We start from the raw sequence: 14,731 nt of genomic DNA, 5'->3' as shown, positions 1-14,731 counted from the left end.
AATTGCAATGCAGACATATAGGTAACATATATTGGCTGTATTTTCTTATTATCGTTATAGCAAGGTTCTACATGCTTCCCTATGGATATATTTTTATTTAGGGAACCTTGGCGAAGAACTAATGTATACTTGAATCTTTGTAAGAATAAATACTAAAAAATAGATAGTTAATCAATTTTAATTATGTAAAAAATACATAACTATAAACAGTGCTAATAATGGCTTAATACTCTGGGAAGTACCTAATATCCTGAAGAGAGATTTCAAGGCATCTGATATTGAGGAGGATAATTTGTGGGTATGCAAGGGAGATTAATTTGCTTTATCGTTTTCCGACAGAAAACTCCTTCCTCAAAAATGTGAAGGTGTGAAACACCAATTTTAGGTGGGAGATGAATGTCGGTTGGCATAGACCAACATATTTGCTATCATTTACTTGTACAGATTGCTCTTCGAAAACTGAAGATATGAGGTTGGTTGCAGAAAAACGTTGCAACCGTAAAATCTTCAACGTTCTATCGCCCCACGCTTGCCGAAGTTGCGAAAACCAAGCTAAAGTAGGGAGTGTGGTGAGTCAACGTACAAGATACTTATGTTCCCACCGTTGGGACTACGGGTAGAGCCTGCTAAGATAACCGGTGGATACATCGGTGTTCGCAGGAATCTCCCACTTCAAACAGTCCGTAAGGACGTTAAGTGGTGAGTAGTTCAAAGAGTAGGTAAATAAGATAGAATAATAGATTATGAAAGAGCCCTTAGGAGATAGGGGCTCCTTAGGGCTCACCTAATCACATGAATTGATTAGGAGGAATATAAACATTTTAACATATAGCTGATTCATTTGAAGGTAACAAAAAAATTACAGAATTTACGATACGAGAAAGCCCACGCAGGACTTTAGTCCTTCTTTAGACGTGGGAGTGTCAATCTCTCCATTGTTTCAATTTGAACTCTTGATTCAGTCTTACTTTTATTTAATGCACTGAGGTACAACTATTTTAGTACCTTTTTAAATTTGCAACCAAAAGTAATTATCATACCTGCAATAACCATCAATATGCCTATTGCTGCACTGTTATTTGTACTTGTACCTGCTTTTGGAAGCTCTTTATACGTATCTTCTTTTTCATCAGAATTACTGTTGTTAGAGATATTATTAATACCGTTTTCTTTATCTTTCACTACCACTTTTTGTATTGTAGTTACCTCATTACTACCGGAGTCACGACCAAAGAATTTTACCTCGGAAGTACCAGTTTTAAATATATCTATTTCACCAAAATATCTTACTTTATCAGTAATATTACCATCTTCTTTCTCAATAGCTTTAACCCCAGTCATTGGTGCGAATTTGTCTTCTACATTCATATTCCCTTCAGTAGGTACAGTTAACTCAGGCTCTTGAATCTCAATAGGTTTTTCTTTTTCTTTAACTGTTACAGTTTGTATTTGAGTTGCCAAATGACCTGCAGAATCTCTAACTGTGTATTTAATCGTGCAAGTGCCAGATGTATTTGTATCTACTTCACCTTCATATTTTACTTCTGATGTAAGGTCACCATCTTCTTTATCAGTAGCACTTACATCTCTCATTGGATCGAATTTATCCCCTTCCGAAATTGTAGCTTCTGAGGGTACTTTTAGTAATGGCGCCTCATCTTTTATTTCTTCTTTCTCTTTAACCGTAACCGTTTGTTTTGCGTTTACTTTATGACTTTTAGAGTCTTTAACTGTGTAAGTTAACTCGTAAGTGCCTGCTTTAGAGATATCTACTTTACCGTCAACTGTTATTTTATTAGTAAGGTCTCCGTCTTCCTTATCAGTAGCAGACACTCCTAACATTGGGTCGAATGAATTACCTATATTAACTGTCGTTCCAACAGGTACTGTAAAATTCGGTTCCATATCTGGAATTTCTTCTACAATTACAGGTTTAGAATCTGTGGCTTCCCAAATAGGTGCGGTTAATATCGGATAGTTCAAAGCTTCTATTTTTTGTCGCGTTTCTTGCGATGCTTTCAGTCCCCATTGATCAAAAAACGGGAGTACATTTTGTTTCGCTACTTTGGATGTATTGTAAATAAATGCTTGAATTTTCTCTTCATCCGTTTTTGGAAGTTGATCCTTTGGTAACTCTCGATATAGTTTGTGAAGATTCGGATAAAAATCCTCACCATATGCGAGATGAAGTTGCCAAAGCATAACAAGTTTCACAAACAAGTCATTTATATTTTTATAGTCTTTATCTGTTTGCTTTAAGTATACAAAGGCTTTATCGTAATCACCCGATTTTTCTAAACGCGTCGGTTGATTCGGGAATAATCGCTTTTGTGCAGCTAAAGAATATAGATTAACAGTTACTTCACCCATCCCTCTTAAATCATTCCACGTCCATGGGTATTGTTGTCTTGCATGTCCCGCTTCGTGCATTTGTCCCCATCCAAATTTATTTACATTTAAAGCACTTTCAATTGCGTTACCAGCAGTAGTAAATGCAGCTCCATCTAAACTTGCATACATGCCCCATGTTGGTCTGTTAGGATTTTCTATAAAGGCCCAAATACGTTCAGTTGAACGATGTAAAGGATTAGGATCTGTTTCAGATAATCCAGATATTTTATCTTGCGCTCGAATCATTCCATCATATGTTTCTAATAACGGGATAGGATCTTGATTCACTATATGCTTCCTAGCACTATCTTGAGTAACCGTAAGCACTGCTTTCTTTGATTTTAATTGAACAGCATGTGCATTTGGATACTTGTCCATCATCGCAATCCAGTCTGCTTTCGTATGCTTTCCTAATTCAAAGAACGGGACATGGCTCCCGCCTTGTGTAACTTTCACCTTAACTGTTCCTGTTGTTTGATTATTATCAAGTCCTAATAATCCACCATTTGGAGATGAAATCTTATTCGTACCAGGTGAAAGTTTAAATTCTTTTCCCCATTCTTTATCATAGCCATGTGTTCCGATAATTGCTCTAATCTTATTCGTTCCTGATACTTCAACTGTAACTTCTTCATTCGGTTGTATATAAATTCCAGTTGGTATATAGGTTTTTTGTTCACTTCTTCTCTCTCTTGTTGCTTCATCCTGATAGCTTCCTGTAGCTGGTAGGTCAAACTCCCTTAGTTCATATTGATTTGTAGTTGGTTGATTAACTGTTTCAGCGTGTACATTTAAATTGTTTGTTATAATAGGTGTAAATAATGTAGTTGTCAAAATAGCAGATGTCGCAAGTACTTTCATCGGTTTTTGAAATATATAATGATTCCTTTTCTTCATATAAATAATCCTTTCTTTTTCAATTTTTTCTGTTAAAATCCTTTTGTTGAACGAATGTAATTAATTTCGATTTCCTGGCGAGTTTATATTTCTGAAATTTCAGAAATATAAACTCAAAAATCTTTCTATTGTTTAATAAATATAAAACATACTAGAAAAAAGAAATTTTCAACCTTGTTTATACTAAATAATTAAAAAAGATAGGGTATGAGAATGAAACGAACCTATTTCCTTTTTTCTTATTAATAAGAATTTAACATTGAACAAGTCTTACTGCAACATAATTTGACAATTATATCTTTTTTTCGACAATTTTCTCACCTTACTAAATGAGTAGTCTCACATCTCTCAACAAAAATTTAAAAATATAAGCGACTTATCATAAGTCGCTTATACGTAAAAACTTATTTTATTTTGGTCAATACATCTCAATTTACTCACAGGTCTTCCCACATGCTGATACACCATTTTATTCTCTAATATTCCTATTTCAGTCAAAAATATGACATACTTTCGAATAGAAACTCTTGAAATCCCTACTAATTGCGCCATTTCATCTGTTGTAAACGTCCGTCCATTCAGTGACTCGATTTTCTCCCAAATTAATTGTAACGTTTGTTTTGTTAATCCCTTTGGAAGCTCTTTAGTGACAATAGGCTTTCTTTTTTCCTTTTGTAAAATTAACGAATCTAGTTCCGATTGACTAATTTTTTGTTGTTCTGTCATGAAAGTAAGCTTTTCTCGATATATAGCTAATGCCTCTTTAAATCTTTCAAATGTAAAGGGTTTAATTAAATAATCTACTACGCCATAATGTAATGCTTTTTTAATACTCCCCATATCATGTACAGCTGAAATCATTATAATATCAATTTCTTTCTCTTGATTTCGAATATACATTAAAAGCTCAAATCCAGTCTCTTCAGGCATAAAAATATCAAGTAAGACTAAATCTACTTGCGATTTCTCTAATACTTCTATCGCCGATTTTACTGAGTTAACTGCTTGGACAAGTTCAAACCCTCCTACTTGTTCTAAATAATGTGTATTTAACATTGCTACCATCGGATCATCTTCTACAATTAAAACTTTAATCATATTTGCCCCTCATCCCTACTATTAGGTATTTCAATTGTTATCTTTGTTCCCTCTCCTAATGATGAATGGATATAAATCTCCCCATTTATTCGCTGTGTACTTTCTTTTACAAGATATAAGCCATAACCCCGATTATCTCCCTTTGTGGAATAACCTTTTGTAAACAATTTATCCAGCATATCTTCTGGTATTCCACTGCCTGTATCTTGTACGGTTATCATTAAGGCATCTCCATGTTGTATTCCAACTTCAACTTGTTTTTTCTCAAAATTCATTACTGCGTCAAATGCATTATTGATTAAATTTCCAACAATCGTAATAAGTTCATGGATGATACAATCATCATATATATCTGGTAAGTCCGATTCTTCACTTATAATTAACTTTATATTTTTCTCCCTAGCATAGCTAAGTTTACCCAGTAAAAAACCAGCGAATACTGGACTTTTAATTCTTTTCATAACCCCACCAATTTCATATTGATGCTCTGATACCATACGACTTACATATTTCTGCAATTCTTCATACTGTTTCATATGTGTTAGCCCTAAAACGACATGCATTTTATTCATAAATTCATGAGATTGTGCCCGTAATGCTTCCGCATATAGCTTAATGCCAGTTAGTTCTTCCGCTAATTGTCTAATCTCTGTTTTGTCACGAAATGTTGCAATTGCACCAACTATTTCTCCTTTTACATATAAAGGAACCCGATTCGTAACAATTGTAATTCCATAAACAGTTTGTTCCTCGTTTAATTGTACATCTCCTGTTTGCAACACTTCTTTTATACGTGAATTCGGCGTATACATTTCAAGATTTTTACCGATAATATCTCCCGTGAGTCCACCTTTCTTTAATATTCGTTTTGCTTCATTATTTATTAAAGTTACATTGGCATCTTTATCTACAGCAATAATACCCTCCTTCACCGAAAGTAACATCGCATTTCTTTCTTCAAGAATTTTCGCTATCCTATGTGGCTCAAGACCAAATAAACTTTTCTTTATATGTCTAGCTAGCAATATCGCCCCTATAATACCAACTAATATTCCTACTCCAACACCGATATAAATAATATGTCTACTTTTTTTCACACTCTCTTTCACATTATCAGCTGAAATGCCAACAGCGACCGCACCAAGTTGCTCACCTGTTTCAGCAAAAATAGGTACGAATACTCGCATAGAAACCCCTAAAGTTCCTTCTGCAAGTGAAACATGTTCCTGTCCTTTCAATGCAGGTCCCTCATCTCCTCCAATAAAATGATGACCTATTTTTTTGGGATCTGGGTGAGACTTTCTTATTCCGCCCATGTCCATAACGACAATAAACTGAACATCTGTATTTTTTAATAGCCTATTTGTATACGTTTGGATTGCGGAAGTATCTGCTTTGCCTGTTAAACTATCGATTACAACTGAATCATTCGCCACAATACGTGCAATCGTTTTTGCTTTCTCTGCTTGGCTATCCTCCGTTGCCCGTTCTACATTATGACTAATTAATATATCTGTTACAAGTAAAGAAAACATTACAACTGTACACACTAATAATGTGATTGTTTTCCATAAATCCAATAGTTTTTTCCTTTTTTTCATCTCTTCATTGACTCCTCTAATTCTTCTACGCGATCTTTGGTAAATATACAATAAGTAAGCTGTTATTATACTTTAAATTTACTCATTATTTTTTGGAGTTTTTCTATCGTTTCTTCTAAGTTTTGATTAGCTGCAAAATTTATTCCATAATAAAAAATAAGAGAAATTTAATATTGTCATTTCTTTTGTAGCAAGGAGTATAAGATGGTTATTTTAGTAAATTTATACTTCTCACAAAATACTCTTAAATTACTAATAAAAATTAATCTATCGCATTGCCATCAAGATAAGAAATACACTCCTCCCTAAAATGTAAAAGATGAGCTGAATCCTCATAAATAACTGTAGATTTATAAAGTTTTCTTTTTTGATTTTGGGAATACCTCAAAATATTAAGTTGATGAACATATGACGGATTCCTTAATTAGAGAAAGTAAAGCACATATGGATCTATTTAATAACCTAAGGAGAGTGGATTATTGCATAAAAAAGGCTCCATTTCTGGAGCACTCAAAAAAATGAATTAAAAAAAATAACAGACAATTAAACTATACAAATAACTCATAAATAAATCTATATATATTTTTAAAATTACATGTGAAAATGTTATTTTAAGGTAATCCTTGAATAGATATTACTTTGTTCGTACAGCTACAAAAGATGAAGAAAACAAATTTTTATCTATTAGGGACGGAAATGATTCTTGTTATGAGGGCTATTCTGAAGAAATACTCAGATTGATACTATATAAAGAATCGATCAATATATAACTTCATTTTGTAAAATTGATAAAAAAAGCTCCCTTTCTAGGGAACTTTTTATCTTATTCAATGGTATATCGGCTATCTTCTGAAACATATAAACTTTTTGAATTAACTTCTATACTACAATCCCCTAATCGCCGTTTTACTTCTGATAGTAATTTTCCCTTTGCTTCCTCTAAAGAACTTGCTGGAATCACCGTAGATTGTGAGCTTGATACTTTACCACTATACATCACTGAAAAATTCAATTCATATTGATGTATCAAGATTTCTCCACTCCTTTTTTCCCTAAGTTTTTTCACAGATCATTCTTATTTGTTGTTTACAATTATAATTTTTGAAGATAGGTACACACTTTGATACATATCAGATTTTTCTTAGTTAGGTGATAGCACACCGCAATCTTGCATGTCAGCGATACCAGAAATGGACTTTGCCTTTGGTAGCAAGAACCCCACTGGCGTTAGTCAGCTGACCCTTTAGGGGGTAGGAGTATCAATTAATAAAATATATGCAATAACTTTTAAAAAAATCATTGTTCCATCTCAGTTCTCTCATAAATTTATTTAAACTATTTAAAACCTCGAATAACATACAAGATTTTATATCAATACCGAAGTGTATTGATATATAGTAATTCATCAGATACAGAAATAGATATACAAAAAACGCTAACTTGAATATAACAAAATTCTTGCAAATCTATAAAAATTAAAATTAGTGGTTCAGTTGCAAATTTTACTAAATGAGTCTACACTCCATCGTTATCTAATGAGTATGCTATATTTGAAAAAAATCTTGATATACTTGTGACCAAGTAAAAAAGCACCCTGTAAACAGGGTGCTTCACTTCTACCTAATGACTAATATTAGCAGTTGGGTATAGAGTTGTTCCTCCAATTGAAACTTTTATTTCATTTGTTACTGGAACACTTTGTTCATTAATAATGGTTCTCCACCATTCCCATGCAAGACCTGTACATTCTCTCGCTACGACTTTTACATTTTTTGAATTCGGTGGAAGTGGTATTACTGTAGAGTAATGAACCATTTTATCTTGGTTGTTTCCTTCCCAAGTATTATGTGTTAGTACTTCTTTCCCATTTTGATTATATGAGAGTTTATCCCAATGAAGATTTCTAATGATAATTCTTGAAAAATTAAAGCTATTTTAACTCAATTCCTTTCACAGAAAAAAGAGAGAATCGCTTCCCCCTTTACTTCCATTAAAAGACTTATAAATACTAGTTTACTTTTCTATAATCTACGCGTAACTTAGCGTTTCCACTTAACTCTAAATATTCTACTTTTACTTTATGATCCCCAGCTGTAATAGGGACTGTCACCGATCTTACGTCGTTCCATCCTATTGATCCCCAGGAATCAATAATTTTTTTATCATCTACGTATACACGGACTCCATCATCTGCCATTGCTTCAAAATAATAATTTCCTTGTTCAAATGTCTCTGTTTTTGTAAATCTTGCAGAGAAATTATCTACTTGTACTGCACCTGGTGATTTGGCCCCCCAATCAAAGTTCAATTTATCAATTCTTGCATTAGAGTTTTCTCCTCCAGTCACTATTGCAGTACCACTTAATTCAGTATTATTATAGTATTCTGCTGTCCAAGTAGGGTGTTCCACAGATTCTTTGTATGGTTCTATGTTAAACTCTAAATTACTATTACCGCCTTCTTCTAAATACTGTACTTCTATAAGGTGTACATCCTTCTCATTTTTCTTCCCAAATAATCCATTTGCTGCATTATCTTGAATGGTAATTTTTCTAGCATCTTCAACGAATCCGCCAGATGCATAAAAACGATCGATAACAAGTTTACCATCAACAAATACACGAATACCGTCGTCAGCTTTCCCTCGAATTATATAATCCCCTGCAGGTAAGCGCTTTACTGTTGTATATTTTGCAGAGAAATTATCAGGGTTAATGCCCCAAATTGGAAATCCAGTTCCATTATCTTCAATTAGGCTCTTTTCTAGTCCTTGTGGAGCAATTATTTTTGATTTATAAGGTGCCCCTACTAGATCCTTATTATTATAATAATAGGCCAACCAAGAATCAAAGGGTACAACGTGAGAAAAGATTGCTGCAATTCCCTTATTCTCTTGGAATGCTGTAGTAATATAATGGTGCCCTTTGTTTAAGTTTGTAACTAATGCACGTTGAATAACCCCAGTGGAACTATCACTCCATCCATCGATAATTAAGTTCCCATCAAAATTAACTCTTACATAATCATCTGCAAGGGCTTGGAAAAAATAGTCTCCAGCCCTTAATGTCTGCGATTGATCATATTTAGCCATAAAATCATCATTTCTAACACCAAACGGACTACCATTAAGATAATTATATTCCAGTTCCTTTTTTACCTCTTGATAAATAGAATTTGTAAGCCAACCAGTTGGGAACGGATTAATAATTTGATAATTCGAAATATATTTAGAATATTGATCATAGTTTATATGTACATCTACTGGAGTCGTATGCCAGGTATCATGAACAATTAGTTCTTTAAATTCTTCATTCAGTTCAGGAATAAAGACTTTTTGATATCCTACACCAGTCATCATATGATTTTTATAAAATGGGTCAGATTGTGTAGAGACTAAGAGTGGTCTCCCCATATCAATCTCTCCTACAAATCTATCGTATGACGGACTATTATCCTGATAAGACTGTGGGAAATACCCAAGATTAGAAAAATATTTCCACACTACTGGAGCAACTTTAGATGTGTATGTATATCCTTTATCATCTGTTTCTAATTCAATTGCTAAATTACTTATCAATTGATCAACACTTACATTATCTGCTACTAAATTAGGATATCCATGCTTATCCCAATATGCCACTAAATTTGCTAGCGCTGTAGGTGTACATCCTTTATACCAATTATAATCTGGTACACCTTCTATTTTTTTGAATTCTTCATTATCGGATGCAGGTGCAGATTTCATAAAGGTCTTATTTTTTTTGTTGAAATCATTTTTATTATTGTGCTGTAACTCTTTTTCTTCCCCATTTTTTTTTGCTTCTTTAATGCTCAGTGTTTGGTCCCCTGAAATGCTTGTAACATTCTCTTTTTCTTTCTTTAAATATTGAATAGGTCCTGTATATATTGCTTTTCCCTCTTCTACCCCTTTATACGGATTAGTACCTTCCCTTGTAGACTCTATAATTGGAGTACCATTTTTATCGCTGTTAACAATAATGTATCCAAAATCTTTATTCTCTTTTTTTACTTGAAATACATACCCTTTAACTTTTCCCTCTAAATCATATAAAGTTTTACTTTCACTAAAATTAGCCTCTTTCCATTCTGGATAGGATTTTTTACTTATACCTTTTAAATAAAACTCTGCTTTACTTTGTGCATCTTCTTTTGTCACAATTTCTACTGTTTCTTCTGCTCTTGAATTAATTGGATCACTTAAGAAAAATCCTAATAAAAGCGCGCTAACAGAAACAAATAAACGCTTCTTATTCATACATGTTCCTCTTTCCTAAATTCTATTATTTTACATTAATATCCTGAATATACCATAAGTGATTTGTTAAATAAATAGATATTGAGAATAATAGTCAGATATTTTATTAAAATAAATATATTGAAAATATTACGAACTTAAAATATAATACAATTTATGGTAAATACTTAGATTAATAGGGGTGGAGTTGTGAAGAAAAGTATTGCAGTTTTAGGATTATCATGTGTTTTCTTTTCTAGTTTTACTTTAACGCCAGTTTCAGCAGCGACTGAATCTTCAATCAAAGGTCCAGCAGAACAAAAATTTCAAGATATAGAAAATTACGAATTATCTCCTGAACTAAAACTTCAAGCGGAGAAATTAGCTGATGAAATTGCTCAAGATACCTTAAGACAAGAGAAAGAATTAGGGCTTCGATTAAAATTACAACCATATAACTTTAGTCCAGGAAGTGATGGAGTTAAGCCAACTACTTATCCGGATCTTACCAGTGATTTTACTAGTTTAATGAAAGCCAATAAGAATCGTATGAAAGTTGTAAAAGCATCAGCTGACGAAATTGCAAAAAAGAGTAATAACCCTCTTGAAGGTGCTGCTGCATCAAGAGCCTTTAGATATACTGTTTTTGTAAAATTAGTAAAATCAGGAGGTCCATGGGACTATAAATTAAAGTATGGATATGGGAATAAATATACTTTTGATAACAGAACACTAACTGGGGAGGATCTTGGAAACTTCCACTTTGGATATGTTGGTAAAGCAATTGGTTTTACAGATTTTGAACTTAAAGGTGGAGCTGGTTTTTATCAGATACTCTCCGGTACCGCGGAATGGGTATACTACCAAACTTATTTCGATGACCCTAGAGACCAAGAAATGATTCAAGTAGGCATAGATTATTATAATAAAGGATATTAATTTATATAAATTTAAACTAAAAAAGAACAAGTTTATTTTTAACTTGTTCTTTTTTAGTTTAAAATATTATTAAACTGATATATATTCGGCATTCAAGGAATAAATGAATCACTAAAATCACATATTATTTTAGAGTGAAAGGACATACAAAATATGAAAAAAAATTTAACCAAAATCACAATGATAAGCGGTACTATCTTAATATTCTATCACTTTTTAAAATGGTATTTAACTCAATTCCTTACTCCATTTGTTATGCCACTTCTTTCAATAGCAATTCATGGATGGTTTTTCATATTATTAATTTTATCAATTATACATCTTGCTAGATATAAAAATCCGAAACCTTTAATTATTCAATTAATCATAATAATTATTTGGATATTTACCCCCTTTACAAAGATATATATAAAACTAGATTTTTTAATTTACAAAGATGATCGTAAACAAGTTATAGAACTTATAGAACATAAAAAATTAATCCCTAATGTATCCTATGATAATAACCAAATTCATTTGCCTCCAAAATTTAAAGCTACCTCAAAGGGGGGAGGAGATGTAATTGTCCACTATGGAAACAAAAATGCTTCAGTTTTCTTCTATACTTATCGTGGCCTAATAGACAACTTTTCTGGATTTATTTACTCGCCCAATGATGTCAAACCAAATGAAGGCGATTTTAATAGTATCTTTAGAGATATAATGAAAATAGAAAAAAATTGGTACTATGTTACATCTCACTAAAAACACAATTATTTTTTCCTGACTTTTTCAATGATTGCACCGATATATGCGCTCCCCTTTACCATGCCACGCGATACGTATGGCGGAATTAACTTTGTTCAATGGAATTGTTTGAAAGAGAAAGAATCTACTTAGAATGATAATTTAGTAGGATAGGAAATTTTAAACGGAGCGTGTCTTTGGGGGCACTGACTAATACCCCTTTTGGAATCGTATATAACGTGACTTCTTTTCCGATACATCCTACTAGTAAAATCACGAGCAAGAAACTAAGGAACAATCTACATTTAATAAAGCCCTTCCCCTGTTTAACATGCAATCCAATGAAATAACTTGTTTCAGATATGTAGAAATATGGTTTAATCAGCAATCAATGATCAGGTGTTTTTACCCTAAGTATACCTAAATTTATTTGTTTCCAACCCGAAAGAGATAAATAGTTTTGTTCCCATTCATGAAATAACACGATGTATGCATAATTACATATCTACTTAATTGCTTTTAATGTTATATTTTAATAGCGATGAATGCTATTATTTCATAAGTTGTCAACAATCGTTATGTATGTACGAGAAAAAGGAAGGAGTCAAAAAAGACCCTTCCTTTTTTTCTTCCAATTAAATAAATTGCTCTCTGGTAAAAATTTAAATAGTGATGCTGATTCACAGGCGTCTAATTATTGCTGGTATGATCCACTTTACCTATTGTGGCAATAATTACGAGAAGTAAGTACTCTTTTATTTACGATACAATGGAATTATTATCGTTTATTTCTCAACATTTAACATATTGAATTAAATTCCCTTTATTGTTATTATAATGGTGACAGTTTGTTTTCTAGTGCTTTAATTGAAGGACCTGATTTAATACATCAGGTCCTTCTTAATTTTCTTACTAATAAGATAATATTTTTTAACTAGATAGACATAAAAGACTCTTCGCTCATAAAAATCTACCTTTTTTAAGAGCATACTTATACGCTTACTCTTCCTACTTGCTATGAAATAAAGGTTTCGTTTTTTATACACCTAAATTTTCATAAACACCCCATTTATTTCAAATTCATTCTAATCTTTAATCAGATATAACCTTAATAAGCTAGCAAATCCCTAAGTCTTAAATACCAGATATGAATATAAACAATTAATAATATATTATTAAAATCAAGATACACAAATGTGGGACAAATTAAAATTTTACACAATGCCTTAGGATAACAAGATTGTTTTCTTCTCATTTCTATAGGATTTTTGTCCGTTTTTCTGCAAAAAACTAAACTGCTACGATGATTGCCTTTTTAATTCTTTAGTTTCTTTTATCAAATATTCATAAACAAATGGAGAATAGTAGGAAACAAATAAGACCGCTAATCAAATGCACGTATAAGTGGCATATTGGTTTTTCTAATTTTACAGAATCACGATAATCAATACCTTAAAAGTAAACTTCATTTTTAAAGATCTATTAAATTTGCAACAAATAAATAAAAATCATGTATTTGTTCCATCTAAACCTATTCCATAGGTATAATCATTATTCTCACATACTTCAACCTAAAAATTTCTCACTATGCATGTCATATTTTAATTGAATTTTTATATCTCATACTTGTACAAAAACACTTGATTAGAATACAAACTTGCTAAATATTCTAATACTTGAAAATGGTTATTAGCAAATTTAAAATGACTAAGGTTCTATAGACTTTTTTAAAAGTAATAAATAATTATAAATAAAAAGAGAAGAACCCACCATAGTTCTTCTCTTTTTATTTATAAGTTTAGGGTTTTCATATCTGTTGATATGAATAGCAGTAAATTAATGGATGAATAATTTACTAACAAAATTATAACATGTTAAACAAAGGCTTTTATATGCAATATTGCATATAAAAATTCAATTTTCAAACAATCATAGATTATAAAATAACAACTCAATTAGTTGTTATTTTATAATTAAACAGATATTGAACTACTCACCACTTAACGTCCTAACGGACTGTTTGAAGTGGGAGATTCCTGCGAACACCGATTATCCACCGGTTATCTTAGCAGGCTCTACCCGTAGTCCCTACGGTGAGAACATAAGTATCTTGTACGTTGACTCACCACACTCCCTACTTTAGCTTGGTTTTCGCAACTTCGGCAAGTGTGGGCGATAGAACGTTGAAGATTTTACGGTTGCAACGTTTTTCTGCAACCAACCTCATATCTTCAGTTTTCAAAGAGCAATCTGTACAAGTAAATGATAGCAAACATGTTGGCCTATGCCAACCGACATTCATCTCCCACCTAAAAATTGGTGTTTCACACCTTCACATTTTTGAGGAAGGAGTCTTCTGTCGGAAAACGATAAAAAAGCAACTCGGATTGGGGTTCGAGTTGCTTTTTTAAATAATGCTTATATATGTATTATAACATTTCGCGTAATAAATCCAATATCAAGTGACTAACTTTTCTTATTTCTCAATATTTTCAGTCTTATGAAATTGCTCTTTAGCATTTAGAAAACTATTACAATTACCAAGATCTATTAAATTTTTTCAATAATATACTTCTTAATGAATGATAGAATGTTATACTATTTCATGAGTATAATTGCTTTCACAATTTGCTGAAAATAGATACTCAATAACTTTTGATCATCCGATGCTTTTTTCATAATATAAATTCCTCCTTTTGAATTTTTTTACCATATAATATTTTATATCTATATCTGAATACCTTTATAATACTAAACCCTACTTCGACTTACCATTTCACCTGTAATGGAAAAAGGTTATATTTTTTCTATTTGAAACTAATTT

General features: G+C 32.0%; 7 protein-coding genes and 1 pseudogene. 2 read left to right on the top strand and 6 right to left on the bottom strand.

Annotated features, from left to right (window positions below; all coding sequences use genetic code 11):
- Positions 1 to 993 precede the first annotated feature (993 nt).
- From JDS98_RS16665 to JDS98_RS16640, 6 genes and pseudogenes are all read right to left on the bottom strand, one after another.
- The gene (locus JDS98_RS16665; RefSeq protein ID WP_199634095.1) at positions 994 to 3,288 is read right to left on the bottom strand and encodes a M60 family metallopeptidase; all 2,295 of its coding nucleotides are present in this window, start codon (positions 3,286 to 3,288) and stop codon (positions 994 to 996) included.
- 390 nt (positions 3,289 to 3,678) lie between these two features.
- On the bottom strand, positions 3,679 to 4,386 hold the full coding sequence (locus tag JDS98_RS16660; protein ID WP_199634094.1) for a response regulator: 708 nt from the start codon (positions 4,384 to 4,386) through the stop codon (positions 3,679 to 3,681).
- Positions 4,383 to 5,987 carry a sensor histidine kinase gene (locus JDS98_RS16655; RefSeq protein ID WP_199634093.1) on the bottom strand — a complete coding sequence of 535 codons (1,605 nt, stop codon included), beginning with the start codon at positions 5,985 to 5,987 and terminating at the stop codon, positions 4,383 to 4,385. Before JDS98_RS16655 ends, JDS98_RS16660 begins: the two co-directional genes overlap by 4 nt.
- A gap of 823 nt (positions 5,988 to 6,810) precedes the next feature.
- Entirely contained in the window at positions 6,811 to 7,017 is a 207-nt protein-coding gene (locus tag JDS98_RS16650) for a hypothetical protein (protein WP_098157651.1), read from the bottom strand.
- A 590-nt stretch (positions 7,018 to 7,607) separates the two neighbouring features.
- A pseudogene (locus tag JDS98_RS16645) lies at positions 7,608 to 7,880 on the bottom strand (thiol-activated cytolysin C-terminal domain-containing protein); the annotation flags it as partial.
- Positions 7,881 to 7,995: 115 nt separating this feature from the next.
- Complete coding sequence (locus tag JDS98_RS16640; protein WP_199634092.1) at positions 7,996 to 10,263, bottom strand: PA14 domain-containing protein; 2,268 nt, start codon at positions 10,261 to 10,263, stop codon at positions 7,996 to 7,998.
- 189 nt (positions 10,264 to 10,452) lie between these two features.
- Here JDS98_RS16640 and JDS98_RS30605 point away from each other — a divergent pair, with 189 nt between their 5' ends.
- Positions 10,453 to 11,181 (top strand): polymorphic toxin type 44 domain-containing protein, encoded by a 729-nt coding sequence (locus JDS98_RS30605; protein WP_098822146.1) that lies wholly within the window; start codon positions 10,453 to 10,455, stop codon positions 11,179 to 11,181.
- A gap of 153 nt (positions 11,182 to 11,334) precedes the next feature.
- Positions 11,335 to 11,925: a hypothetical protein gene (locus tag JDS98_RS16630; RefSeq protein ID WP_199634091.1), complete on the top strand. Its 591-nt coding sequence runs from the start codon at positions 11,335 to 11,337 to the stop codon at positions 11,923 to 11,925.
- Positions 11,926 to 14,731 lie beyond the last annotated feature (2,806 nt).

Source organism: Bacillus cereus group sp. N11 (genome assembly GCF_016483605.1).
Taxonomy (GTDB): Bacteria; Bacillota; Bacilli; order Bacillales; family Bacillaceae_G; genus Bacillus_A; species Bacillus_A toyonensis.
The sequence above is the reverse complement of the archived record's forward strand: the minus strand, read 5'-3'. Positions and strand labels throughout refer to the sequence as shown.